This is a genomic window from Limnobaculum eriocheiris (assembly GCF_021010575.1).
In the GTDB taxonomy this organism is placed as follows: Bacteria; Pseudomonadota; Gammaproteobacteria; order Enterobacterales; family Enterobacteriaceae; genus Limnobaculum; species Limnobaculum eriocheiris.
In genome coordinates this window covers 32,361-57,667 of sequence record NZ_JAJNAG010000017.1, presented here as the reverse complement: position 1 = coordinate 57,667, position 25,307 = coordinate 32,361, and the positions used below count along the sequence as shown (strand labels likewise).

Below are 25,307 nucleotides of genomic sequence, written 5' to 3'. Positions count from 1 at the left end.
GTTACCCTGCGGTATCGACAGAGGAATGCGGCGTAAACTTGTTCAGTAAATCGACCAGTGAATAAAAAATAATGGCGATGCCACTGAAAGGAATGGCGAAATAGACATACCCCATAGGAATACCTAAAGCCGGAGAGAGCTGCTGTGTACTCAGGGTTTTCTGAACCAACCCCAGGCCGCCGTAAACCATAACCAGCCCGGCAAACAGTAGCGTCATTAAAATTATTACCACTTCAGAAACCAGCTTGCGTGTGCCGGTCAGTTTTTGCATCAACAGATCGATGGCCAGATGGCGTTTCAGACTTACCGCATAGGCTGCCCCCACCAAACCTACCCACATAAACATAAAGCGGGCTATCTCATCGGTTGCTACGCTGGGCGTACCCAGACAGTAACGCGAAAAAACCTGCCATAAAACGCAAACAACAAGAACGCTGGAAATAAGGATCACCGCCCACGCAAGAAATTGGTCAACCATTTTCTTAAGTGTATTCATCAAGTTTGACTCCCTATTCTATTGATATTGCAGATTTAGCAGGACTAACAAATTTATTTTATTTATTTAGCCACAACCACATGATTTAAATGTAATAACTATTATTAAGCCAGAATTTCACACAAAATTAGTCCGTGTTATAAGACATTTTTTCTGTTTCTCGATCAATCAATTCAAGCGACCTTATTGCAATTTTGAGATATTGGTCAACCAATTTGCATTATTATTACATTTTATTTTGACTTTTTACCTCAAAGTGGTCAGCCTGCTGAACGTACCCTGCTATACCCACTCTAAAAAATACAACAACGACAGAAGGAGAGTTACATGTCATTAAAGAAGGGCTTGTTGCCTCTAATTATTGGCTCCATCATGATGGTAGCAGCACCAACCTATGCTGCGGTTACCATGAAACTCAGCCATAACCATAACCGCAACCATCCGGTACAAAAAGCCATGGAACAAATGGCCAGCCGGGCAAAAGAGCTGTCTGATGGAAATCTGATTATCCGCATTTATCCGGATGCGCAATTGGGCGACCAAAGGGAGTCTCTGGAATTAGTACAGAACGGCGCGTTAGCCATGGCCAAATCCAATGCTGCCGAGCTGGAGGCATTCTCTAAAAACTATGGCGCCTTTAACATGCCTTATCTGTTCACCGATCGTGAACATTACTACCGCGCCATGTTAAGTGAATCAGGAAAATCAATTTTACAATCTTCCCGACCAAATGGCTTCATTGGTTTGACCTACTATGATGCAGGTTCTCGCAGCTTCTACGCTAAAAAGGCCATCAACTCACCGGAAGATCTGAAAGGGTTAAAAATTCGCGTTCAGCCAAGTCCAAGTGCCGTTGAAATGATTAAGCTGTTAGGGGGTAACCCTACGCCTCTGGCATATGGTGAGTTATATACTGCGTTACAACAGGGCGTGGTTGATGCCGCTGAAAACAACCTGACGGCACTGACACTGAATCGCCACGGTGAAGTCACAAAGTTCTATAGCGTAGATGAGCACACCTCAATTCCTGACGTGCTGGTAATCTCAGCCAAAGTCTGGGACGGTTTGTCAGAAAAAGACCAAAAGGCCTTACAGCAAGCCGCAGATGAATCCATGATGTTTATGAAAGAGTTATGGGCTAAGTCTAATGCAGAAGAGAAAGTAAAAGCCGAGAAGATGGGCGTGCAGTTTAGCTATCCGGAAAAGGCCAGCTTCCAGCGGGCGGTTCAACCAATGTATGACAACTTACAGAAGAGTAATCCTGAAGTTTATCAACTGGTTGATTCTATGAAAAAAATCTAATGGTACAAATCGCATAATTGGTCAACCAGTTAATTGATCTTGTGTCGGATATTGCTACAATTAGCCAGATACCTACCAAGACCATATAACGCTAAGGATATAACATGTCAGGTGCTAAACGCTCCTATCAAGAAATTGGTAAAGCGCTAAAAGCCATGCTGAGCTCAGGTAACTTTCCTGTGGGTTCACGCCTACCACCGGAAAGGGATATCGCCGCCCAGTTCAGCGTTAGCCGGGCGGTAATTCGCGAAGCATTAATCATGCTGGAATTAGAAAATTTGGTTGATGTGCGTAAAGGCTCCGGGGTTTATGTAATAAACCTGCCTGACAATGTTAAGCAAGCTACGCAACAGAACAGTGACGATATTGGTCCTTTTGAAATGCTACAGGCGCGGCAACTGCTGGAAAGCAACATTGCCGCCTTTGCCGCCACTCAATTGGTTAAATCGGATATTGCTGAACTGCGTCAAGCACTTGAGCAGGAGCGTTCCGCTCTGGAAAGCGGGCAAACTAATTATGACGGTGATGAGCTGTTCCATACCCTGATCGCTAAAGCTACTCAAAACTCGCTGCTGGAAGATATGGTGCAAGACCTGTGGCGCCGCCGCCGGGACAGCGCCATGTGGCAAAAGCTACATACCCATATCTCCAATCAGGACTATCGGCGAGCCTGGCTTAGCGATCACAACAAGATTTTGCAGGCATTACAACGCAGAGATCCTCAAGGTGCCCGTCAGGCAATGTGGCAGCATCTGGAGAATGTGAAACAAAAGTTGATGGAACTTTCTGATTTGGATGACCCCTCTTTTGATGGTTATCTTTTTGAATCAGTTCCCGTTGAAAATCAGGATCCCTGATATTACGGGAAAAGCTAATAACCGCCATGGCAGGCTCCTCTGTCATGGTCAGATAAGCGACATATAGCGCAACGCTGATTAGTCGATTAAATATAATTTTATGTTTATACGCTATTTATGGCGGGGTTGCTGCTGTCTTTAACACCCTGATTTGAAGGTATTTATATATGGAACAAACATGGCGTTGGTATGGCCCTAATGACCTGGTATCTTTAGATGATATTCGCCAGGCCGGTGCTACCGGTATTGTGACGGCATTGCATCATATTCCCAACGGTGACGTCTGGAGTATTGAAGAGATTGAAAAACGTAAAAAAGTAATCGAAGAGAAAGGGTTAGTCTGGTCAGTGGTAGAAAGCATACCGGTTCATGAAGAGATCAAAACTCAGACCGGTAACTATAAGCAGCATATCGCTAATTATCAGCAATCTATCCGCAATCTGGCCGCCTGCGGTATTGATACCGTATGCTACAACTTTATGCCGGTATTAGACTGGACCCGTACCGACCTTGAATATGTATTGCCTGATGGCTCTAAAGCGCTGCGCTTTGACCAAATCGCTTTTGCTGCCTTTGAACTGCATATGTTAAAGCGCCCGGGTGCCGAAGCAGACTATACCCCCGAAGAAGTTGCTCAGGCTAAGGCCTACTATGAAGCCATGAGTCAGGCTGATATTGATAAACTGGTACGCAATATTATCGCCGGTCTGCCGGGTGCTGAAGAGGGTTATACTCTGGAGCAATTCCGTAAGCACCTCTCAACTTATGATGGTATTGATAAAGCCAAACTGCGTGAGCATATGGCTTATTTCCTGAAAGCGATTGTTCCGGTAGCCGAAGCCTGTGGCTTACGTCTGGCAGTACATCCGGACGATCCACCGCGTCCAATTCTGGGGCTGCCGCGTATTGTTTCCACTATCGAAGATATGCAGTGGTTAAAAGAGACCGTCGACAGTATTCACAATGGTTTCACCATGTGTACAGGTTCTTACGGCGTTCGGGCTGATAACGATTTAGTCAGAATGATCGAAACCTTTGGCGATCGCATTCACTTTACCCATTTGCGCTCAACCTGCCGTGAAGATAACCCAAAAACCTTCCATGAAGGGGCCCATTTAGATGGCGATGTGGATATGTATTCGGTGGTGAAAGCCATTCTGGAAGAAGAGTCCCGCCGTCAAAAAACCGGCGATATGCGCAAGATCCCAATGCGCCCTGACCATGGGCACCAGATGCTGGATGACCTGAAGAAGAAAACCAACCCGGGCTACTCCGCCATTGGTCGTCTGAAAGGTCTGGCAGAAATACGTGGCGTTGAGCTGGCATTGAAGCGCACTTTCTTTAACGATCTGAAGTAATGTTTTGATCTTCTGATATATGAAATGGCGCCATAAGGCGCCATTTCTATTTCAATACTGAATTAATCTCACTTTACCTCAACGACGACAGCGCCATTTGCTCAACCGCCTGACCATTCACATACAGGCTGCGTTTCTCTCCCTGTGGTAATACCATTTTCAGAGTATCCCATACAGGAGCATAGCTGCCTTTCACGTCAATTTTCAGATCAATACGGTTTGTATCGCTGGTTAACGTCCAGTTTAGCCATAGGGCATTACCCTCACGATAGCCAAAGCTTTCACCGTCATCTTCAAAGATTTCACCACGGGTTTCTCCCGCGGCTACCAGAGGGAAAATATGCAGTTCACGAACTTCTTGCTTAACTAATTGTGTAGAACCGGTATGGGTCGATAACGGTAATACTGTTCCCGCTTTGACTAACAGCGGTAAACGATCCAATGGCGCAGGTAATACAATTTTTTGCCCACCTTTATGACATTGACCAGAGTAGAAACAGTACCAGCCACTTTGATTATCAGGCAAGTAAACCGGGCGTTCACGCTGACCTTGTTCTACCACGCTGGCAACCAGCAGATCTTTACCAATCAGGAAATCATCGGTTTCGCTGAATGTATTATTGTCATGCTCATGGTCCAGAAAAGTAGCTCGAAGCATTGGCTCATCGTCACGATGGGCTTGCCATAGCAAGTTATAAAAATACGGCAGCAGACGATAACGCAATTTAATAGCATCGCGAATCGCAGGAGTCGCTTCCGGATACATCCAGGGTTCATTCACCGTATGATCATCATTCCATGAGTGGATGGTAAAACGCGGATGCATCACACCATTTTGTACCCAACGAACAAACAGCTCGGCATCAGGACGATCGCCGGAGAATCCCCCAACATCGTGCCCCACGTTATACAAACCGGATAAACTCATGCCGACACCCATGCGAGTGTTATAGCGCAACGTCTGCCAACTGGTGCGGTTATCGCCACTCCATGTCTGCACATAGCGTTGCATACCGGCACAACCGGAACGTGAGATTAGATAAGGCCGTTTTTCCGGAGCAAACTTCTGCTGGGCTTCCATGGAAGAACGACACATCAACAATGGCATCACCGGACGGATATGCTTAATGGCAATCGGACGACCAAAACCGTGACAAACCGCTTCGCCATCCCATACTTCATATTCGTTATTGTCGTTCCAGGTTGAATCTATACCCATTTCCAGCAGTTGCTGAGTGACATTTCCCTGCCACCATTTAATGGCTTGTGGGTTAGTAAAATCAATATGAGAGCCTTCATCATCCCAGAAGACGGAACGCTCTGGCGCATCGGATTCGGAATCACGAATAAACAATCCGGCTTTCGCCACTTCCTGATATTTAGGATGGTCTTGTAACAGGCAAGGTTTGATATTTGCAGCCAGTTTTAATCCAGCCTGATGAAATGCCTGACTCAACATCTTTGGTTGAGGTACTTTGTCGTAGTTCCAGTTAAAGACGTAGCGCTTATTGTTAATCGAGGTATAACCGGATGAAAGCTGGAAAGAGTCACAAGGAATCTGGTGCTCATTACATAACGTAATAAATTTTTGCAGCTGTTGTTGAGCATCCGGCGCGTCGGTGTAGTGCATTGTTGAGCCGCTGTAACCCAGGCTCCACTTTGGCCCAAAGAAGGTTTTTCCCGTGAGTTGAACAAACTTCTTGGTAACATCCAATACTTTTGGCCCAAGAAACAGGTAGTAATCCAGATCCCCTGCCTCAGCCTGATAGCGGCGGTAAGGCAGATGATAATTATCCAGCTCTTTACCCAAATCCAACCAGCAACTGCTCAGGTTATCGTAAAACAGACCAAAGCTAACTTCATTACGGCGGGTGATGGTAAAGGGAATGTGCTTATACAACGGGTCGGTAGAGGCAGCGTTATAGCCCATCGCATCCAGATTACGCATTTCAAACCGACGGCCACTACGGTTCAGATCGCCCGCCTTTTCTCCCAAACCATAAAACTGCTCATTGCCGTAACGGCGTTGATAATGGGCAACACCATCGCCGTGGGCATTCAATAAGTAGGCGCTGGTAGGACGATCGGCGGTTAGCAGTTGCCAGTCGCCGTTTTGGGTTTTGTATTCCCACTCCAGCCATAGCGGCTGATGAATAGTAACCCGTAGTGTATCGGTACTAACGCGTAGCCACTTATCTTGCTGTTCTAATTGGTAGCCGGGTAGGGAGAAGCCCTCACAGCTTAATCTGGAACGCCCTTCCCAGGGGGTATCGTTATCCGGTGCAATAGTCCAGGTACGGTCCAGTGCTAATTGGTTGTTTTGCTTGATAAGAACCCGAAACAGATCTGATTCCAATACATACAAACAAAAGCAATGGCGGCTATCAACATTAAGTTCAATACGATCGGGGAGCTGTTGCTGCAACGTCCAGTTCTTGAGTGTTTTCATAATGTCCGTCTTTATAGTTAGCAATAATTACAGGTAGTTGATGTTAGCTAACGATAAAAAAAGTTATGCCTCAATGGATTTTTTTGAAAAAAATTGCACAAACATATCAATAATTAAGGTAACCCCCAATCATTACTCATACTTTTGCATATATTTAATGTGAAAATTTTTTCATTATCTAATTTGTGAGAGATCACAAAATCAATGAAAAGTTAAAAACTCCCAAAATTGCCGAATCACCCAACGTTATGATTAAGGTTTCCGGGCGTCGACCATAAGTATGTAGTAGTTTTGGCCTTTATCGATTGTGAAAATTTGGCTGGAATGTGACAGCATAAACGGACAGGACAATCAGCCTGTTTTATAGTTAGATAGTTGTGACTAAGATATTCACGGGAGGGTGCTATGAATTTATCCTGCTTTCGAGCCAATGTGTTGGGGCTGGCAGATTTCTCACTGCCCAGATTAACAACGCTAACCAATACCGGTTCAAACCCTGTCTCATTGAATCAGACTGACGAACATCAGCAAAAGAAAAAATCGCGTTTTACATTTAAAACCGATAAACACTCAAAAACCTCGTCGAATAACCGGTAAGTTATTCAGGCAATCTTTTATCGAAGCGGGTGAACATCTCATTCACCCGCTTCAAACGTTTTTAACACTCAGAAAGACGGTTTTTTTCTGGCCGAACCTTTCGCCTTTCCGCTTTTTGCTGAATGTTCAGCTTCCTGCTTACCGCCTTGAGCTCTGGCATTCTTCGCCTTATTGTCTGGTTTACGGAATGTTTCCGCTGCCTGGTGCCCTTTTGCTGGATCTCTTTGACGAGTGATATCCGTATGTTTGGTTAATGCCGGGCGCGTCTGACGTAGATTACGTTTAGCGGCTCTTTGTTCTTCAATGGTCGCCGCGGGCACCAGACATTCACGGCGACTCCCTATCAGATGCTTTAATCCCATCTCTTCCAGCGCAGTACGAATCAATGGCCAGTTGGCTGGATCGTGGTAACGCAGCAGCGCTTTTTGTAACCGGCGCTGACGATCCCCTTTTGGAATGGTGACGTCTTCACTCTTATAGTCCACTTTCGATAACGGGTTTTTACCGGTGTAATACATGGTGGTTGAATTGGCCAACGGTGACGGATAGAAGTTTTGCACCTGATCCAAACGGAAGCGGTTTTTCTTCAACCATAATGCCAGATTAACCATGTCCTCATCTTCAGTACCCGGATGAGCCGAAATAAAATAAGGAATAAGATACTGCTCTTTTCCAGCCTGTTTAGAGTAGGTATCAAACAGCTCTTTAAAGCGATCGTAGCTGCCCATACCGGGCTTCATCATTTTTGATAGCGGCCCTTTCTCGGTATGTTCCGGCGCTATCTTCAAATATCCACCAACGTGATGGGTTGCCAGTTCCTTAATATAACGGGGGTCTTGTACCGCTAAATCGTAACGAACCCCGGAGGCAATCAGGATCTTCTTGATACCTTTTAAATCTCTGGCCCGACGATAAAGTTTAATGGTCGGCTCATGGTTAGTGTCCATATGCTGACAAATTTCAGGATAGACACAGGAAGCTCGGCGACAAGTCTGTTCTGCTTTTGGTGACTGGCAGCGCAGCATATACATATTAGCCGTTGGCCCACCAAGGTCAGAAATAATACCGGTGAAACCCGGTACGCTATCACGGATCTCTTCGATTTCGCGAATGATCGAATCTTCTGAACGGCTCTGGATAATGCGCCCTTCGTGTTCGGTGATCGAACAGAATGAGCAACCACCATAACAGCCGCGCATAATGTTAACGGAGAAGCGAATCATCTCATAGGCAGGCAGTTTCTGGCCGTTATAGGCAGGATGAGGAACCCGTTGATATGGCAGTGCAAACACGCTGTCCATCTCTTCCGTTGACAATGGAATGGCCGGTGGGTTAATCCACACATAGCGATCCCCATGTTTTTGCAATAGTGCCCGGGCACAGCCAGGGTTAGTTTCATGATGCAAAATGCGTGAGGCATGGGCATACATGATTTTATCTGCCTTCACTTTTTCATAAGACGGCAGCAAAACGTAGGTCTTTTCCCATGGCTTTGGCCTGACGGGTTGAACAACGACCTCTTTTGCCACCGGCTGTTTTTCGGGAGCAAACGGACTGCCTTCATCAACGCAGGGTAAATCATCACCATAAGGATGGGGAATAGGATCGATGCGCCCCGGCTTATCCAGCCGGGTGGAATCTACGCCTGACCAACCCGGCAAAGGCCCTTTACGCATTAGCGCAGTGTTACGAATATCCTGAATATCAGCAATCGCTTCTCCCGCAGCCAGACGGTGAGCCAGTTCAACCATAGGGCGCTCACCATTGCCGTAAACCAGCATGTCGGCCTTTGAATCCACCAAAACAGAACGGCGCACGGTATCAGACCAGTAGTCATAATGGGCAATACGACGCAGGCTGGCTTCAATACCCCCAAGGATCACCGGAACATCTTTATAGGCTTCTTTACAACGTTGGCTATACACCAGCGTAGCCCGGTCTGGTCGCTTACCGCCAACGTTATCCGGCGTATAGGCGTCATCATGACGCATACGTCGATCGGCGGTATAGCGGTTAATCATGGAATCCATATTGCCTGCAGTTACCCCAAAAAACAGATTGGGTTTTCCAAGCCGCATAAAATCATCTTTGTTAGTCCAGTCGGGCTGGGCAATAATGCCCACGCGAAACCCCTGAGCTTCCAGCATCCTTCCGACAATTGCCATACCAAAGCTGGGGTGGTCAACATAAGCATCACCGGTCACAATAATAATGTCACAGCTGTCCCATCCTAATGTGTCCATCTCCTCGCGGGACATCGGCAAAAAAGGTGCCGTGCCAAAACACTCCGCCCAGTAAGGCGTATAGGAAAACAGGTCGCGTTCAGGCTGGATCAGACTAATGCTACTCATAGAAAACTCATTTAAACGTTATTAGAGGAACCGACGATACGGCAGGCTGGGAATTATACCGTTTTATTGCGCTGAATCACGGACAAATAGTAATCACGCTCAGAATTATTACCAATGCAATGAAATTTATAACAATACATTTGATGAAAAAGCACACTTTTTCCGGTTGTTTTCGCCTGAAGAATGAACAAGTAATCAATTCCTTGTTCTTCGTCAAATAAATCATCTTTTATTTGTGTCAGGTACAATATATAGTGTACGTAATTTCGAACACACCTATATATAGTGATTTATCCACATTCCATCCACAAGAACCCCCTTCCCGTAGGTGGTATTTCTTGTGGATAACTACGAATAAAGAAGACTAAACAGTCAGCTAGTGAAGGAGTCAATAGTGAAACCAGTTGTGATTAAACGTGATGGTTGCAAAGTGCCTTTTGATGAAGTACGAATCAAGGAAGCGATTGTACGTGCAGCCACTGCCGCCAATATCTACGATGACGACTATTGTGCCGACGTAGCAAAAGCAGTTTCAGAGCATATGGAAGGCCGAACTGCTGTTGATATTAATGAGATCCAGCAGGCAGTAGAAAACCAGCTGATGAGCGGTAACTACAAGACGCTGGCCCGTACCTATATCGAATACCGCCACGACCGTGATATTTCACGGGAAAAACGCGGTCGCCTGAATCAGGAGATTCAGGGTCTGGTTGAGCAAAGCGATATTGCCCTGCTCAATGAGAACGCCAACAAAGATAGTAAGGTGATTCCAACCCAGCGCGACCTGTTAGCTGGCATTGTGGCTAAACACTACGCCAAACAGCATCTGCTGCCGCGTGATATTGTTATGGCTCATGAGCGCGGTGAAATCCACTATCACGATTTGGATTACTCCCCATTCTTCCCGATGTTTAACTGTATGCTTATCGATCTGAAAGGCATGTTAACTAAAGGGTTCAAAATGGGTAATGCGGAGATTGAGCCGCCGAAATCCATTTCTACCGCTACGGCAGTCACCGCTCAAATTATCGCTCAAGTGGCCAGCCATATTTATGGCGGCACTACCATTAACCGCATTGATGAAGTCCTCGCGCCCTTTGTGACAGAAAGCTATAACAAACATAAGAAAGTGGCGTTAGAGTGGAATATTGCAAATGCAGAAGAGTACGCTCAGTCCAGAACGGAAAAAGAGTGCTACGATGCATTCCAGTCGCTGGAATATGAAGTGAATACCCTTCATACCGCCAATGGTCAGACCCCTTTTGTGACCTTCGGTTTTGGTTTGGGTACCAGTTGGCAATCACGCATGATTCAACAATCTATTCTGAAAAATCGTATTGCCGGATTAGGTAAAAACCACAAAACTGCGGTATTCCCTAAACTGGTATTTGCCATTAAAGACGGAATTAACCATAGATTCAGCGACGCTAACTACGATATTAAACAACTTGCACTGGAATGTGCTTCTAAGCGTATGTACCCGGATATTCTTAATTACGATCAGGTTGTAAAAGTCACTGGTTCATTTAAAACCCCAATGGGCTGTCGTAGCTTCCTGGGCGTTTATGAAGAAAATGGTGAACAAATCCACGATGGTCGTAATAACCTAGGCGTTATCAGCCTTAACCTGCCGCGCATTGCGTTGGAAGCCCGTGGCGATGAAGCCCGCTTCTGGCAGATTCTGGAACAGCGTCTGACGCTGGCGAAACGCGCCCTGATGACACGTATCGAGCGTCTTGACGGTATTAAAGCACGCGTTGCACCAATCCTGTATATGGAAGGGGCCTGTGGCGTGCGTTTGAAGGCAGATGACAACATCTCTGAAATCTTTAAAAACGGTCGCGCCTCTATTTCATTAGGCTACATTGGTATTCACGAAACGGTAAATGCACTGTTTGGTAATCAGGTACATCCTTATGATAGCCAGCAACTACGTGATAAAGGTGTGGAGATTGTTCAACGCCTGAAAGTGGCTACTGAAGAGTGGAAAAAAGAGACCGGTTACGGTTTCAGCCTGTACAGCACCCCAAGTGAAAACCTGTGTAACCGCTTCTGCCGTCTTGATACCGCTGAGTTCGGCGTGATTGAAGATGTCACCGATAAGGGATACTACACCAACAGTTTCCATCTGGACGTTGAGAAAAAAGTTAACCCCTATGACAAACTGGACTTTGAAGCCCCTTATCCACCATTGGCTAACGGTGGTTTCATTTGCTATGGCGAATATCCAAACATTCAGCACAATCTGAAAGCGCTGGAAGACGTATGGGATTACAGCTACAGCCGTGTTCCTTACTATGGTACCAATACGCCAATTGATGAGTGCTACGAGTGTGGTTTCTCCGGCGAATTTGAGTGCACCAGCAAAGGTTTCACCTGTCCAAAATGTGGTAACCACGACTCATCAAAAGTGTCGGTAACCCGTCGCGTTTGCGGTTACCTTGGCAGCCCGGATGCCCGTCCGTTTAACGCTGGTAAACAGGAAGAAGTAAAACGCCGCGTGAAACACTTAGGCAATGGTCAATTGGATCAAAGCGAAAGTCAGGCCTGTTAATAAAAAACGTCGCTTTAACCTGACAGGCAACGGAACCCGATAATCTATTGGATTCTGTTGCAAGATAACCAGAGGTTAGCGCTTTAGCTAACCTCTTTCCGGATACAAATAATTAAACTATGAATTACCACCAGTATTATCCCGTCGATATCGTTAACGGCCCCGGCACGCGTTGTACACTGTTTGTCTCCGGCTGTGTTCATCAATGCCCCGGTTGCTATAACAAAAGCACATGGCGTTTGAATTCGGGTGTACTGTTTACCTCCGGAATGGAAGATCGCATTATTGCCGATCTTAACGATACCCGGATCTCTCGTCAGGGTCTTACCCTGTCTGGTGGCGATCCACTGCATCCACAGAACGTTCCCGATATACTGAAACTGGTAAAACGCGTAAAAAACGAGTGTCCGGGAAAAGATATCTGGCTTTGGACCGGATACTTACTGTCTGAACTCACACCTGAGCAGCAAGAAGTAGTTGATTTAATTAATGTGTTGATCGATGGTAAATTCGTCAAAGCATTAGCCGATCCATCCCTGTTGTGGCGCGGTAGCAGTAATCAGATCGTACATAAATTGCGATAAATATCGCATTCTTTTGCTTATCTCTCCTATAGTACAGCGATTAAATTTCGAGACGCTTCGCAACCTGCGAACCTTCATGCCTTACCCTACTTTTATTAACCTACATTAAGCGTAATCTCCCCCTCCAGGCGTATTCTTCGCTATTGACCTGAGTACTTATTGTGACCACAATGAGCACATAAAAATCAGATACCAATAAGGGGAATATTATGAACGACGCAATCGTAAAAGCGCGGGTCTCACCAGAAATAAAGGCGGCAGCAATGGCAAATGCAAAAACACTGGGGTTCGATTTATCTACCGTCATCCGACTGGTAGTCAGACAATTGGCAGCAACGGGAAAAATACCCGAAGGTTTAATTAATCCGAATCAAGAAACTCTTCAGGCAATTAAAGAGTTTGAACTGGGCGTTGGTGTACATCGTGTTAACTCGGTGGATGAACTGAAAAAAGATCTGGGGTGGTAAGTAATGCTGACGATTGTTTATCAGAATCGATTTAAAAAAGACGCTAAACATTATGCAAATAATAGAAACGCGCAAAGAGTCATCCTGAATACAATCGCTTTGCTACAAACAGGCCAACCGCTGCCAACTGGCTATCGGGAACATAAACTATCCGGTAGCTATGTTGGCTATCTGGAATGTCATGGGGCGCCGGACATTCTGCTGATTTACCAACGTACTGATTCGGAGTTAAGACTGTATCGGGTTGGTAGTCACGCCAATCTGTTCTGACTATTCACCCTCACTGCGTTGCCAGTAGCGTTTTTTACCGAATCCAGATTTATTATCGGTCATTTTGATTTCATCAAAACGTAATTGCCACAAAGGTGCGCTGGTGAATTTAGCAATCGGGAAACGCTGAATATATTTTTCCCGCGCCTGTTGCTCATCTTCCCCGGTTAGCAACTGAAGTTTTCCGGTATATTGGATGCCCTGAATTAAGGCGATGTTTCTTGTCTGAGCGGCAATGGTACCGGCTACCTGAGGGTTAGCCAGCGCCAGTTTTCCGTGTCGGGCATGGGGTTCTGACATAATAATTAGCGCCATACTTTCCATATCAAACAGATAGAAACAGCTGGCACACCACAGCTCGTCGGTACTCATGGTACATAAGCTGACAACATGATTTTTTTTCAAATAGCGGCAAATGGCTTTCAGGCTATGTTCAGGATCAGTTGTCATCAGATTATCATCCCACAATAAAAATAGAATTCAGCCGCCAAGTTAACACAAACAACAATCCGGAGCATCAGCAAAGCCGTGCGCTGCTTTCAGGTAATAAAATTGGTAAGATATGCGCTGATTTAGCAACTGAAAATAGAATGTGTGAAACAGAGCAACTCCCCGGCAGAAACTAATAACTGGCATCTGTATATGTTGCGCACCGCAGACAATCGCCTGTACACCGGGATCACCACCAGTATTGAACGCCGTTTTAAGCAACATCAATCCGGTAATGGTGCCAAAGCCCTGAGAAATGCCGGAGAACTGACGCTGGTTTATCAAATTAAAACCAGCGGGCATTCCGAAGCATTAAAGTTGGAATATCGTATAAAACAGCTGGCAAAAACTCAAAAAGAAAAACTGGTCAAAGACCAGCCTTCTATTGAACAGTTAACCGCGTTATTAAATGATTAGAAGCGATCAAAGGGTGCTGAGTACTCAACCAATCCGGAAACACCCTGCAAAGACTCCTCCGCCAAAGGATAGATTTGGAAAGCAGAGGCAGTATCCGGCCACTTGCAGTGTAAGTCATATTCAGCTGCGGTTTTAAAACCTAAAGCGCCGTAATAGGCAGGTTCACCTAATACCGCAACCGCGGCATAGCCAAATTCATTTAGCGCATCCAGACCTTCGTAAACCAATGCTTTGCCTAAACCTTTTCCACGGTATTTCTCGGCCACGGCTAACGGCGCCAAACCTACCCACTGGCGATCTTCACCATTAACCATCACCGGGCTAAACGCCGCATAGCCAACTACGCCGCCGTAATCATCGGTCGCAACAATGCCCAGCGTAATCAGGCCATCTTCACGCAAATGATTAACCAGTTCAGCCTCATCATCACCGACAAATGCCTTACGCAACAGCTTATTGATGCCTGCTGCATCAACGGGTATCTCAACGCGAATTAACACGATGCTGGTGCGCGCGAATGCTCTTCGCCGCCCTCTTTTAAACCGGCCTCGACAAAGTCAGCCAACTGCTGTAGCCCAATGCGCAGAGGAGCCGGCATATTTTCCAGCTCAATCGCATCCATCAGGTTTTTCACATACAGGCCCAGCTCTGTATCGCCTTCAATGACCAGACGGCGCTGAAAAAACAGCGTATCCGGATCTTGTTTACGAGCCGCAATCAGAATCAGATCGTTAGCATCACCACTAAAACTGACATCTTCCTGCTGGTTATCACTCACCAACAATACACCTTCACGTACAGTTACAAACCAGCACAGACCCAAATCGCGAACTTCGACTTTTAACCAGCGTTGCTCAAGAAAATCTAAATCACCTTCCGCCAATGCATGGCGAAACTGCCAGCCCAATAGCTGCTGCAGAACCTGTTTCTGTAATGCAAACGGGGTTAACTTTATTGGTAAACGTAAAAGGGAAGGTCCCTGACGAACCAAACGGGCTCTCAGTTGATCAAACACTGGCTGACTCCTGCTAAAAAGTAATGACACTATTTTGCCACAATGAGACGAGAGATCATCGAGTCAGGTCAAAAAATTATCAAATTATCTACCGCCAAAGGTTATATGCTCAGAATGAAAATGCTTGTTTCTGTGAATCCTGTACTTTGGGACACCATAATTAACTGACCAATCAGCAATAAGCTGCCTCAAATCAAAAATCGTTATCAAAAGGTTAACTACAATCAGCCAACAGATTCAGGTAACGACTTCAACAGGTTATTAAGCGCTTTGCTTTAATAACCTTCTTACTTTTTGCAGGACGATAAGATGGAACTGCTGTGCCCTGCCGGTAATTTGCCGGCGTTGAAAGCAGCCGTAGATAACGGCGCTGATGCCGTCTATATTGGCTTTAAAGATGATACTAATGCCCGTCATTTCGCCGGACTAAACTTTACTGATAAAAAACTTGAAGAAGCAGTAAGTTATGTTCATCGCCATCGACGCAAACTGCATATTGCTATCAATACCTTTGCTCACCCTGATGGCTATAGCCGCTGGCAGCGTGCAGTGGATCAGGCAGCGGATATTGGTGCTGATGCACTAATCCTGGCAGATATTGCCATGCTGGAATATGCATCAGAACGTTACCCTCATCTTGAACGTCATGTCTCGGTTCAGGCATCGGCAACCAATGAAGAAGCGATTCGTTTTTATCAGCGAAATTTCGATGTTGCACGAGTCGTTTTGCCGCGGGTGCTTTCAATGCATCAGGTTAAACAGTTGGCCCGTACCAGTCCGGTCCCCCTGGAAGTGTTTGCTTTTGGTAGTCTGTGCATTATGGCGGAAGGGCGCTGTTATCTTTCTTCCTATCTTACCGGTGAATCCCCTAACACCGTGGGAGCCTGCTCACCGGCCCGTTTTGTTCGCTGGCAGCAAACTCCACAGGGTTTAGAATCTCGCCTGAATGATGTGCTGATTGATCGCTATAAAGAAGGTGAAAATGCCGGTTATCCAACCCTGTGCAAAGGCCGTTATCAGGTGGGAGATGAGCTGTATCATGCTCTGGAAGAGCCAACCAGCCTGAATACGCTGGAACTGTTACCAGAGCTGTTAGCCGCCAATATTGCTTCAGTAAAAATTGAGGGTCGTCAGCGCAGCCCGGCTTATGTCAGTCAGGTGGCAAAAGTCTGGCGTCAGGCAATCGATCGCTGTCTGGCGGATCCACAGAACTTTAGCGTAGAGAAATCCTGGATGGAGACGCTGGGATCGATGTCCGAAGGTACCCAAACCACTCTGGGTGCTTATCACCGTAAATGGCAATAACGGGAGGCGACGATGAAATATTCTCTGGGGCCTCTGCTCTACTACTGGCCTAAAAATCAAACCGAAGCCTTCTATCATGCGGCAATGGAAAGCAGTGCCGATATTATCTATTTAGGCGAAGCGGTTTGCAGCAAACGCCGTGAAATGAAGGTTAATGACTGGCTGGATCTGGCTAAAACGCTGGCACAATCCGGTAAGCAGGTGGTGTTATCCACACTGGCGCTGATTCAGGCACCATCAGAGTTAACCGAGCTAAAGCGCTATATTGAAAATGGCGACTATCTGATTGAGGCTAACGATCTTGGTGCCGTCAATATGGCTGTCGAACATAAATTACCCTATGTCGCAGGCCCGGCCCTCAACTGCTATAACGCCTATACCCTGCGCTCCCTGCACAAACAGGGAATGATACGTTGGTGTATGCCAGTGGAGCTCTCTCGTGACTGGCTGTCTAATTTGCTGAATCAATGTGAAGAGCTGGGTATTCGCCGCCAATTTGAAGTTGAAGTATTCAGCTATGGCCATTTGCCGTTAGCCTATTCCGCCCGCTGTTTTACCGCCCGTTCAGAAAACCGGCCAAAAGATGAATGTGAGACCTGCTGTATTAACTACCCAACGGGCCGTAACGTTATCTCTCAGGAAAACCAGCAGGTATTTGTGTTAAACGGTATTCAGACGCAAAGCGGCTATTGCTATAACCTTGGCAACAACTTAAAAGAGATGAATGGGCTGGTGGATATCGTGCGTCTGTCACCACAGGGGCACGGCACGCTGGAACTTATTACTCAATTTCGCCATAACGAACAGGGCCAGTCACCGCTGAAACTACAAAATCATGCAGACTGCAATGGCTACTGGAAACGCATTGCCGGATTGGAGTTGGTATCAGAATAATCATTCTTACTTTGATACCAAACCAATCCCAATTTTCGTCAAATGATGCTGACCATTAAAACATCATATAAACATAACCAACGCTCTCAAAGTGTTGGTTATGTTTTCAAACCACCTGCTTTCAGCAGACAAAATCGACACAAATCTTAACGTATATTTCCCTCTGCCAACGCGGCTTTCGGGTCGATCTTTCCTGTTTTTCTGCTATGTTCAAATTAACGCTGGCTTCGTGCCTATTCAGAATTCCGATGCTTTACCAGGCCAATCTCCGGCGATAAGTTCAGGCTACAGAGAGCGTTCATCATGACTAATCCTACCATTCTTATTACCGGTGGAACGGGTAAGACCGGCCGGCGTATCGCATCACAGTTAAAAGATGCAGGGCGCTCCTGCATTATTGCTTCACGTTCTGGTTCATCAGTTTACGGACATCAGGCGGTACGCTTCGACTGGAGCAACAGGCTTAACCATGCGGATGTTTTACAGAACATTGATGCTGTTTATCTGGTGGCCCCTCCCAATGTAGCCGAGCCGCTGACGCTAATGCGGCCCTTTATTGACCTTGCGCTTAAACAGGGCGTTCGCCGTTTTGTGTTACTCAGCGCCTCCCTGCTGGAAGAAGGGGGGCCAATGGTTGGCACGGTACACAGTTATCTAAAACAAAACGCCCCTGAATGGGCCGTTTTGCGCCCGACCTGGTTTATGCAAAACTTCTCGGAGGAGCATCATATGTCCTCCATTCTGGATGAAAGCCGTATCTATTCTGCAACCTTTGATGGACGAGTTCCCTTTGTAGACACCAGCGATATTGCGGCGGTTGCCTGCTCCGCGCTGTTGCGCCCCGATTCATTAAATCGGGATGTGGTTATTACCGGCCCTAAAGCGCTCTCTTATTGCGATGTGGCAAAGATTATCAGTGCGGCAATTGGACTAAAAATAGACCATATCAAGCTGACGGAGGGAGGCCTGGCTAAACGCTTTGTGGCACAGGGGATGAATGAAAATTACGCACGAACACTGGCCTCTCTGGATACCATGATTGCCGGAGGTGCAGAAACCCGATTGACCAACGAAGTTGAGGAGTTAACGGGCAGAACCCCGAAAAATCTGGAAACCTTTGCCAGAGAAATGCGTAGGGTCTGGCTGTCAGATTAATCAAAATTTCTGCCCGGTTCGATGTTTATTCCGCTAATACCAGCGATATATCGGCACGTTCGGCCAAACGGTAAAGTGGTAACGCAGGCATTGTAACTTCCGCATTCGTGGCCTGAGATTTAGCTTTGGCCTTAGTTTTTTTCTTTTCCGTTTTTACTTTTGGCAGGCTAATAATACCGTTTGCCACAAAGCTACTTTGAGTCTCTGGTTCCAGCGCTGCTATGGTCAGGTTAGCTAAAGGCTGATTCAGTGGAATGTAATAGTATCCTGCCGATAGCTCCAGCTCCCGGCCGTCTATTCTGGTGGTTACCTGAACCATCTGGTTCCCTTTTTGCCCTACGCTGCCGGTAACATCCTTTTTGCTACTTGCATTACGATCCGTCAGAGTATATTGCTGAACCTTAACTTTTTGCGGCTGAACAACCCGATAAACCTCGATGCCTAATGCCTGAAGGTTTTGTACCGCTTTTTTCTCCGTCGGTGCTAACAGGTAGGCATAAGGTCGGGCGCGGGTAATCACCGGCATGATACTTAATGCCGAACGCCAGTCAGCATTCACTTTGATGCCATCAGCGGTTTTGGCATCAATCATAGAGATAGTTCGTTTTTCCGGCGTCATTTCGCCTTTCACGACAATAGCGCCTTGTCCTGCCTGAGTAGCGATATCGCGGCGAATTTCCTGACCATTATTAAGCAAATCCACGCTATTCTTAGCACTGGTTTTAACCATAGTTTGCATCGCTAAAAATTGAGTGTACACCCGACGGGCAAAGTGCGCCTTACCTAAACCTACTCCGCGATTTTCCAGCAAAAATGAAACCGAATTACGCAGCCCGGCAATATTACGCAGCGTATCCGCTTCAATACCCCCCATAGACAATGTTTTATTCTGCTTATCTAACTTATCCGTAGTGTAGTACCAGGAGTGGCTTAATCCATTGGTTTCAAAAGTGCTGACAAGACTTTCACGATAGGGTTTATCCATCATTTTGGTTAAACTCGAAGGCAGATTATTGGTCGTTGCCTGCTGCAACATGGCATCATAACGCTGCACTGCACCATACTTTTCCACCCAGCGGCCGGCAACGCTATATTCATGGCCGTCTAATACCACATCCGGCTGATATTGAATAAACACCTGTGCAATAGCACGACTTTCCGGCGTACTTAGCAGTAAATGGTCGCGATTAAGATTTATGCCGTTTGCCAAATCACGGCTGAAACTTTCAGCGCCGTCCGGGTTAGCTCTGGGTATAATCAATACGTTAACCCTGGAGAGCACATCCCCTTCTTTGTCTTCAGCCAGGCTTTTAGCATAAGCCAGCGCCGCCTCTCCCGGAGCAGGTTCATTACCGTGCTGTAATGCAATAATCAGTACCGTTGGTTTGCCATTTTTTAGCAAAATCTCCGGAGAAGCGCTTTGCACATCAGAAAACACTAACAGTGGGATTGATTTTCCCTGTTGGGATAATCCCATCTGCTTCACCCGCAATGTATTGGATGTTTTACTCAGGTCATCAATAAATTTTTCCATCTCCTGCTGGGAGGTAAAATCAGTTTTATCTTTATTAAAAGCCGGTGTACCCAATTCTATCAGGCTGGGCGCCGGGAACTGTTTTACGATAGCGGGAATTTCCTGATAATCTTTAGCGGGATCGTATTTTGCCAAACTGACCGAAGGGAAAAGCAACCCGGATAATACAAAGGGAAGCAGTACGGATACAACCGTGCGGGAAAAGCACTTCATTGAACTCTCCAAAATACGCTATCGATTATCTGCCTTGCTGATGGCATGATTTTTTCTGTATGCCAATGATAAATCGGTTTATCGCGAATGTGTTATACAACACATAAAAAAAACACACAAAAAATCCCATCACTTCATCTATGCTTCACATAAGACACCTATGCTGAGTTTTATAACCTCCGTAACTTATGCTTGTAGCGAGCTTTTGCAGGATATTGATATGCCTACCATTGTCACCCATGCCGCAGTCCCTCTCTGTCTGGGTATTGGATTAGGACCTCGTCGAATTCCACCGGTGTTACTGATGACCGGTATTGCCTTCTCGATGATTCCCGATCTCGACGTACTCTCTTTTAAACTTGGCATCGCCTATGCCAATGTTTTTGGCCATCGGGGGTTTACCCACTCCCTGCTGTTTGCGTTTGCTTTACCAACGCTGGCCCTGTTATTCAAAAAAACCTTTAAGGTTGGCTATCGACGAATTTGGGGTTTTCTGACCGTTTCGCTGTTATCTCACAGCGTGCTGGATTCGCTAACCACCGGCGGAATGGGCGTTGGCTGGCTATGGCCTTGGTCAGGAGAGCGATTTTTCGCACCGGTTCAGGTCATTAAGGTGGCCCCATTCCAGCTGGCACAGTACCTGAAACCTAATGGTATTGCCGTTATTCAGTCAGAATTATTATGGGTTTGGCTACCCGGTGTCGTCATAATGTTAGCGCTTATTGCATTGAGAAGAGCCAATAACGACGCCATCAGTTCACCATCGGTTTAACCTATCCCTTTGATAGTATTTTCCTTCATCTTAAGGAAATCCACTTTTTGGTGAATAATATCGTTATTCACCAGCCGAGGTGTTTTTTAACAAATTTAACACTTTGGGACTCATCTTTTAGTCTGTGATACAAAAAACCACAATAAATAATATTTAACTATTTTTGATAGAAAATAGTTAAACACCCCCTTGGTGAACAGGGTTTTATTCCTGATTCTTTCGAAAAATCCACATCATCCGCTCAATTGAACCACAACAAACTTATATCATTTGATGACAACGCTTTAATGATATTTACATATTTGTAACTTTTCCATAAAATTGCCGCACACCCGGAACCAATTACCATCGGTTCTCAATACCACAAAGCGCTTATGTACTTTGTCATGAGGTCGTTCAATGAGACTCAAACAATGCAATAAGTTTTCTAAAGTGCTAATGCTCGGCCTTGCAGCTTTATTGCTCACGGGCTGTGATATGGCACTGATGAATCCTAAAGGCCAGATCGGGATGGAACAAAAATCCCTGATCATAACGGCTACCCTTCTGATGTTGATCGTTGTTATTCCCGTTATAATTATGACTTTTCTGTTCGCATGGAAATATCGCGAATCGAACAAAGATGCAAAATATACGCCTAACTGGGCCCATTCAAATAAAATTGAAATGGTCGTTTGGGGTATTCCTTGCGTTATCATTCTGGTTTTGGGGACATTAACCTGGAAAAGTACTCACGCACTTGACCCGCGCCAAACCATTCCAAGTGAAGCCCAAACGATCACCATTGAAGCAGTCTCCATGGATTGGAAATGGTTATTTATCTATCCTGACCTCGGTATTGCATCGGTTAATGAACTCTCCTTCCCGGAGAACGTACCGGTAAAATTTAAAATTACCTCCGATACCGTGATGAACTCTTTCTTTATTCCTCGTCTGGGCAGCCAGATTTACGCCATGGGCGGTATGCAGAATATCCTGCATCTGGTCGCCAATGAAAAAGGCGTTTATCCGGGCATGTCGGCTAACTATAGCGGCAAAGGATTCTCCGGAATGAAGTTCAACGCTATTGTTACTTCTCAGCAAGACTTTGATAAATGGGTTGAAAAAGTGAAGCAATCCCCGAATCAGCTTCAATGGGAAGATTACAATCAACTTGCTAAACCAAGCGAAAACAATGCTGTTGAATATTTCTCAACGGTTAAGCCTGGTCTGTATCTCGATATTATTAATAAATATATGAAAATGGATACCAGCAAGCACTCACATCATTCTGGAGGCGAGGAATAAACGATGTTAGGAAAATTAACACTTGAAGCGATTCCTTACCATGAACCGATTATTATGGCTGCCGTTGGCCTCATTGTTGTCGGCGGGATTGCCTTGCTTGCTCTGATTACCTGGGCAAAAAAATGGAAATGGTTGTGGAACGAATGGCTCACCAGCGTTGACCACAAAAAAATTGGTGTAATGTATATTCTGGTCGCGATGGTGATGTTGCTGCGCGGCTTTGCTGACGCCATCATGATGCGTACTCAACTGGCGGTGGCAGCAGCCACCAGTGGGGAAGGTTTCCTTCCACCGCACCACTATGATCAAATCTTTACCGCTCACGGCGTTATCATGATCTTCTTCATGGCCATGCCGTTCGTTATTGGTTTGATGAACATTGTGGTACCACTACAAATCGGCGCCCGTGATGTCGCCTTTCCATTCCTGAACTCTCTGAGTTTCTGGCTGTTTGTGGCCGGTGTGGTGTTAATCAACATCTCCCTTGGCGTAGGCGAATTTGCACAAACCGGCTGGCTGGCTTATCCGCCACTCTCGGGTAAGGTTTATAATCCGGGGGTCGGGGTCGACTACTGGATATGGAGCCTACAGATATCCGGGGTAGGTACCTTGCTCACCGGGGTTAACTTCTTTGCGACCATTCTGAAGATGCGTGCCCCTGGCATGAAGATGATGCAAATGCCGGTTTTCACCTGGACAGCATTATGTGCCAACGTGCTGATTATTGCGGCATTCCCTATTCTGACCGCAACCGTCGCCATGCTCACCCTTGACCGATATCTGGATTTCCACTTCTTTACCAATGACCTTGGTGGCAACCAGATGATGTACGTCAATCTGATCTGGGCCTGGGGTCATCCTGAAGTCTATATTCTGATTCTGCCTTGCTTTGGTATTTTCTCTGAAGTGGTGGCAACCTTTAGTAAAAAACGGCTGTTTGGTTATACCTCGCTGGTATGGGCAACGGTAGCTATTACTCTGCTCTCCTTTATCGTGTGGTTGCACCACTTCTTTACCATGGGTGCCGGTGCCAACGTTAATGCCTTCTTTGGTATTGCCACTATGATTATCTCCATACCGACCGGCGTGAAGATCTTCAACTGGTTGTTCACCATGTATCAGGGTCGTATTAAGTTCTCTACGCCAATCCTGTGGACGCTGGGCTTTCTGGTGACCTTTACGGTAGGTGGTATGACCGGAGTTCTGCTGGCAGTGCCGGGGGCCAACATGGTACTGCACAATAGCCTGTTCCTGATTGCTCACTTCCATAACGTCATTATTGGTGGTGTGGTGTTTGGCTGCCTAGCTGGCTTTAACTACTGGTTCCCGAAAGCCTTTGGCTTCAAGCTGAACGAAACCTTAGGTAAATACGCCTTCTGGTTCTGGATTATTGGCTTCTTCGTTGCCTTTATGCCGCTGTACATTCTGGGCTTTATGGGTATGACCCGCCGTCTGAACTACAGCCTGCAACCTGAGTGGACATCACTTCTGGTGGTCGCCGCCTTCGGTGCAGTATTAATTGCACTGGGTATTGCCTGTCAAATCCTGCAGTTACTGGTTAGTATCAAAGACCGCAAGAAAAATATGGACGTCACCGGCGACCCATGGGGTGGCCGTACTTTGGAGTGGGCAACCTCTTCTCCGGCACCGTTCTATAACTTTGCGCATCTTCCGGTCATTAAAGGTATCGATGCTTTCTCCGATATGAAAGATGACGGTACCGCCTATAAGCGTCCGGCAAGTTATGAGCCAATCCATATGCCAAGAAATACCGGGACCGGTGTCATCATTGCTGCCTTTAGCGTGGTGTTTGGTTTTGCCATGGTCTGGGAAATCTGGTGGATGGCTATCGTTGGTCTGATCGGTATGGCGGTCGTTTATATTACCCATACCTTCAATGATGATACGGATTACTACGTACCTGTTGAAGAGATTGAGAAAATCGAAAATCAGCGTTTTGAACAATTAAGCCAGGCAGGGGTAAATCATGGCAACTGATACCTTGATCAATTCTCACACTCACCTTGATGAGCATGAGCACCACGATCACGACAGTGGTGCCAAGACCGTATTCGGTTTTTGGATCTACCTGATGAGCGACTGTATTCTGTTCGCCTCAGTATTTGCCACCTATGCTGTACTGGCCACCGGCATTGCCGATGGCCCGTCAGGCAAAGAGATTTTTGAACTGCCTTATGTTATCGGTGAAACGGCTCTGCTGTTATTAAGTAGCTTTACTTACGGTATGGCTATCATTTCGATGTACAAGGGCAATAAGAATCAGGTTATCGGTTGGTTAGCCATTACTTTCCTGTTTGGTCTTGGCTTTATCGGCATGGAGATTAATGAATTCCACCTGCTGATCAGCGAAGGCTATGGCCCGTCACGCAGTGCTTTCTTATCAGGATTCTTTACGCTGGTTGGCACTCACGGACTGCACGTTACCCTGGGTCTGATCTGGATGGCAATCATGATGATTCAGGTATCGAAAAAGGGGTTAACGCCGAAAAATAATGCGCGTTTAATGTGCCTCAGCTTGTTCTGGCACTTCCTGGATGTTATCTGGATCTGCGTGTTTACCGTGGTTTATCTGATGGGGGCAATCTAAATGAAACATACCGCTGTAGACGCTTCCGGCGCCAGCCATGGCTCGGTTAAGTCTTATCTTATCGGGTTTGTGCTCTCAGTTATTCTGACGGCCATTCCTTTCTGGATGGTCATGACAGGTGCAGCTACACCGGCAACGCTGGCTGTCGCTATCTCCCTGTTTGCCATTGTGCAGATCGTGGTTCATTTGGTCTATTTCTTACATATGAACACAAAATCAGAGGGCGGCTGGAACTTTGTCGCCCTGGTATTCACCGGATTGATAATCGCCATCGTCGTTGTAGGTTCACTATGGATTATGTACAACCTTAATATCAACATGATGGTTCACTAA

23 protein-coding genes are annotated in these 25,307 nt (G+C 46.2%); 16 read left to right on the top strand and 7 right to left on the bottom strand.

The features are described 5' to 3' along the window. Position 1 precedes the first annotated feature (1 nt). Positions 2–496, bottom strand: a complete 495-nt coding sequence (locus tag LPW36_RS09375; protein WP_230609419.1) for a TRAP transporter small permease — start codon at positions 494–496, stop codon at positions 2–4. Positions 497–823: 327 nt separating this feature from the next. Between LPW36_RS09375 and LPW36_RS09370 the strand changes: the two genes are divergently transcribed. From LPW36_RS09370 to uxuA, 3 genes are all read left to right on the top strand, one after another. Beyond that, complete coding sequence (locus tag LPW36_RS09370; RefSeq protein WP_230609418.1) at positions 824–1,798, top strand: TRAP transporter substrate-binding protein; 975 nt, start codon at positions 824–826, stop codon at positions 1,796–1,798. A 104-nt stretch (positions 1,799–1,902) separates the two neighbouring features. Further along, positions 1,903–2,655, top strand: coding sequence for an FCD domain-containing protein (locus tag LPW36_RS09365; RefSeq protein WP_230609417.1), 753 nt, complete (start codon positions 1,903–1,905; stop codon positions 2,653–2,655). A gap of 167 nt (positions 2,656–2,822) precedes the next feature. Then, complete coding sequence (uxuA, locus tag LPW36_RS09360; RefSeq protein ID WP_230609416.1) at positions 2,823–4,013, top strand: mannonate dehydratase; 1,191 nt, start codon at positions 2,823–2,825, stop codon at positions 4,011–4,013. A gap of 73 nt (positions 4,014–4,086) precedes the next feature. Here the strand turns inward: uxuA and LPW36_RS09355 are convergent, their stop codons facing one another. Both LPW36_RS09355 and LPW36_RS09350 read right to left on the bottom strand, forming a co-directional pair. Then, the gene (locus tag LPW36_RS09355) at positions 4,087–6,462 is read right to left on the bottom strand and encodes a glycoside hydrolase family 31 protein (protein ID WP_230609415.1); all 2,376 of its coding nucleotides are present in this window, start codon (positions 6,460–6,462) and stop codon (positions 4,087–4,089) included. A gap of 665 nt (positions 6,463–7,127) precedes the next feature. Then, entirely contained in the window at positions 7,128–9,410 is a 2,283-nt protein-coding gene (locus LPW36_RS09350) for a YgiQ family radical SAM protein (RefSeq protein ID WP_230609414.1), read from the bottom strand. A 394-nt stretch (positions 9,411–9,804) separates the two neighbouring features. On the opposite strand from LPW36_RS09350, the gene nrdD reads away from it, so the two are divergent. The 4 genes from nrdD to LPW36_RS09330 all read left to right on the top strand — a co-directional run bounded on the left by nrdD (position 9,805) and on the right by LPW36_RS09330 (position 13,285). Then, entirely contained in the window at positions 9,805–11,964 is a 2,160-nt protein-coding gene (nrdD, locus tag LPW36_RS09345; RefSeq protein WP_230609413.1) for an anaerobic ribonucleoside-triphosphate reductase, read from the top strand. 119 nt (positions 11,965–12,083) lie between these two features. Continuing rightward, the gene (gene nrdG / locus LPW36_RS09340) at positions 12,084–12,548 is read left to right on the top strand and encodes an anaerobic ribonucleoside-triphosphate reductase-activating protein (protein WP_230609412.1); all 465 of its coding nucleotides are present in this window, start codon (positions 12,084–12,086) and stop codon (positions 12,546–12,548) included. Between the two features lie 209 nt (positions 12,549–12,757). Further along, complete coding sequence (locus LPW36_RS09335) at positions 12,758–13,015, top strand: type II toxin-antitoxin system RelB/DinJ family antitoxin (protein ID WP_230609411.1); 258 nt, start codon at positions 12,758–12,760, stop codon at positions 13,013–13,015. A gap of 3 nt (positions 13,016–13,018) precedes the next feature. Next, the gene (locus LPW36_RS09330; RefSeq protein WP_230609410.1) at positions 13,019–13,285 is read left to right on the top strand and encodes a type II toxin-antitoxin system RelE/ParE family toxin; all 267 of its coding nucleotides are present in this window, start codon (positions 13,019–13,021) and stop codon (positions 13,283–13,285) included. On the opposite strand, the gene LPW36_RS09325 is transcribed toward LPW36_RS09330, so the two are convergent. Beyond that, a complete protein-coding gene (locus tag LPW36_RS09325) occupies positions 13,286–13,735 on the bottom strand; it encodes a YhbP family protein (RefSeq protein WP_230609409.1) in 450 nt (149 codons plus the stop codon). It lies immediately after the preceding gene. Between the two features lie 144 nt (positions 13,736–13,879). On the opposite strand from LPW36_RS09325, the gene LPW36_RS09320 reads away from it, so the two are divergent. After that, positions 13,880–14,191: a GIY-YIG nuclease family protein gene (locus LPW36_RS09320; RefSeq protein WP_338085977.1), complete on the top strand. Its 312-nt coding sequence runs from the start codon at positions 13,880–13,882 to the stop codon at positions 14,189–14,191. Here the strand turns inward: LPW36_RS09320 and LPW36_RS09315 are convergent. Together LPW36_RS09315 and ubiT are read right to left on the bottom strand one after the other, a co-directional pair. Continuing rightward, positions 14,188–14,691 (bottom strand): GNAT family N-acetyltransferase, encoded by a 504-nt coding sequence (locus tag LPW36_RS09315; RefSeq protein ID WP_230609408.1) that lies wholly within the window; start codon positions 14,689–14,691, stop codon positions 14,188–14,190. The two genes, LPW36_RS09320 and LPW36_RS09315, sit on opposite strands and share 4 nt — an antisense overlap. Next, on the bottom strand, positions 14,685–15,206 hold the full coding sequence (gene ubiT, locus LPW36_RS09310) for a ubiquinone anaerobic biosynthesis accessory factor UbiT (RefSeq protein ID WP_230609407.1): 522 nt from the start codon (positions 15,204–15,206) through the stop codon (positions 14,685–14,687). Before ubiT ends, LPW36_RS09315 begins: the two co-directional genes overlap by 7 nt. Positions 15,207–15,515: 309 nt before the next feature. On the opposite strand from ubiT, the gene ubiU reads away from it, so the two are divergent. The 3 genes from ubiU (at position 15,516) to LPW36_RS09295 (ending at position 18,560) form a co-directional block, all read left to right on the top strand. Then, positions 15,516–16,511, top strand: a complete 996-nt coding sequence (gene ubiU, locus LPW36_RS09305; RefSeq protein WP_230609406.1) for a ubiquinone anaerobic biosynthesis protein UbiU — start codon at positions 15,516–15,518, stop codon at positions 16,509–16,511. A 12-nt stretch (positions 16,512–16,523) separates the two neighbouring features. Continuing rightward, a complete protein-coding gene (locus LPW36_RS09300; RefSeq protein WP_230609405.1) occupies positions 16,524–17,405 on the top strand; it encodes a U32 family peptidase in 882 nt (293 codons plus the stop codon). A gap of 303 nt (positions 17,406–17,708) precedes the next feature. Beyond that, positions 17,709–18,560 (top strand): ergot alkaloid biosynthesis protein, encoded by an 852-nt coding sequence (locus LPW36_RS09295; protein WP_230609404.1) that lies wholly within the window; start codon positions 17,709–17,711, stop codon positions 18,558–18,560. 25 nt (positions 18,561–18,585) lie between these two features. Here the strand turns inward: LPW36_RS09295 and LPW36_RS09290 are convergent, their stop codons facing one another. After that, positions 18,586–20,307 carry a M14 family metallopeptidase gene (locus LPW36_RS09290; RefSeq protein ID WP_230609403.1) on the bottom strand — a complete coding sequence of 574 codons (1,722 nt, stop codon included), beginning with the start codon at positions 20,305–20,307 and terminating at the stop codon, positions 18,586–18,588. A 220-nt stretch (positions 20,308–20,527) separates the two neighbouring features. On the opposite strand from LPW36_RS09290, the gene LPW36_RS09285 reads away from it, so the two are divergent. From LPW36_RS09285 to LPW36_RS09265, 5 genes are all read left to right on the top strand, one after another. After that, positions 20,528–21,079: a metal-dependent hydrolase gene (locus LPW36_RS09285; protein WP_230609402.1), complete on the top strand. Its 552-nt coding sequence runs from the start codon at positions 20,528–20,530 to the stop codon at positions 21,077–21,079. A gap of 399 nt (positions 21,080–21,478) precedes the next feature. Further along, the gene (gene cyoA / locus LPW36_RS09280; protein ID WP_230609401.1) at positions 21,479–22,366 is read left to right on the top strand and encodes a ubiquinol oxidase subunit II; all 888 of its coding nucleotides are present in this window, start codon (positions 21,479–21,481) and stop codon (positions 22,364–22,366) included. A gap of 3 nt (positions 22,367–22,369) precedes the next feature. Beyond that, positions 22,370–24,364: a cytochrome o ubiquinol oxidase subunit I gene (cyoB, locus tag LPW36_RS09275; RefSeq protein ID WP_230609400.1), complete on the top strand. Its 1,995-nt coding sequence runs from the start codon at positions 22,370–22,372 to the stop codon at positions 24,362–24,364. Continuing rightward, positions 24,354–24,974 carry a cytochrome o ubiquinol oxidase subunit III gene (locus LPW36_RS09270; RefSeq protein WP_230609399.1) on the top strand — a complete coding sequence of 207 codons (621 nt, stop codon included), beginning with the start codon at positions 24,354–24,356 and terminating at the stop codon, positions 24,972–24,974. Before cyoB ends, LPW36_RS09270 begins: the two co-directional genes overlap by 11 nt. Continuing rightward, a complete protein-coding gene (locus LPW36_RS09265) occupies positions 24,975–25,307 on the top strand; it encodes a cytochrome o ubiquinol oxidase subunit IV (RefSeq protein ID WP_230609398.1) in 333 nt (110 codons plus the stop codon).

Coding starts and splice junctions, on each gene's coding strand:
- LPW36_RS09295 (WP_230609404.1), top strand. CDS start 17,709: ATGACTAATCCTACCATTCTTATTACCGGTGGAACGGGTAAGACCGGC.
- LPW36_RS09375 (WP_230609419.1), bottom strand. CDS start 496: ATGAATACACTTAAGAAAATGGTTGACCAATTTCTTGCGTGGGCGGTG.
- LPW36_RS09270 (WP_230609399.1), top strand. CDS start 24,354: ATGGCAACTGATACCTTGATCAATTCTCACACTCACCTTGATGAGCAT.
- ubiU (WP_230609406.1), top strand. CDS start 15,516: ATGGAACTGCTGTGCCCTGCCGGTAATTTGCCGGCGTTGAAAGCAGCC.
- LPW36_RS09290 (WP_230609403.1), bottom strand. CDS start 20,307: ATGAAGTGCTTTTCCCGCACGGTTGTATCCGTACTGCTTCCCTTTGTA.
- LPW36_RS09335 (WP_230609411.1), top strand. CDS start 12,758: ATGAACGACGCAATCGTAAAAGCGCGGGTCTCACCAGAAATAAAGGCG.
- uxuA (WP_230609416.1), top strand. CDS start 2,823: ATGGAACAAACATGGCGTTGGTATGGCCCTAATGACCTGGTATCTTTA.
- LPW36_RS09355 (WP_230609415.1), bottom strand. CDS start 6,462: ATGAAAACACTCAAGAACTGGACGTTGCAGCAACAGCTCCCCGATCGT.
- nrdG (WP_230609412.1), top strand. CDS start 12,084: ATGAATTACCACCAGTATTATCCCGTCGATATCGTTAACGGCCCCGGC.
- LPW36_RS09285 (WP_230609402.1), top strand. CDS start 20,528: ATGCCTACCATTGTCACCCATGCCGCAGTCCCTCTCTGTCTGGGTATT.
- LPW36_RS09350 (WP_230609414.1), bottom strand. CDS start 9,410: ATGAGTAGCATTAGTCTGATCCAGCCTGAACGCGACCTGTTTTCCTAT.
- cyoB (WP_230609400.1), top strand. CDS start 22,370: ATGTTAGGAAAATTAACACTTGAAGCGATTCCTTACCATGAACCGATT.
- LPW36_RS09365 (WP_230609417.1), top strand. CDS start 1,903: ATGTCAGGTGCTAAACGCTCCTATCAAGAAATTGGTAAAGCGCTAAAA.
- cyoA (WP_230609401.1), top strand. CDS start 21,479: ATGAGACTCAAACAATGCAATAAGTTTTCTAAAGTGCTAATGCTCGGC.
- LPW36_RS09265 (WP_230609398.1), top strand. CDS start 24,975: ATGAAACATACCGCTGTAGACGCTTCCGGCGCCAGCCATGGCTCGGTT.
- LPW36_RS09300 (WP_230609405.1), top strand. CDS start 16,524: ATGAAATATTCTCTGGGGCCTCTGCTCTACTACTGGCCTAAAAATCAA.
- LPW36_RS09370 (WP_230609418.1), top strand. CDS start 824: ATGTCATTAAAGAAGGGCTTGTTGCCTCTAATTATTGGCTCCATCATG.
- LPW36_RS09325 (WP_230609409.1), bottom strand. CDS start 13,735: ATGACAACTGATCCTGAACATAGCCTGAAAGCCATTTGCCGCTATTTG.
- LPW36_RS09330 (WP_230609410.1), top strand. CDS start 13,019: ATGCTGACGATTGTTTATCAGAATCGATTTAAAAAAGACGCTAAACAT.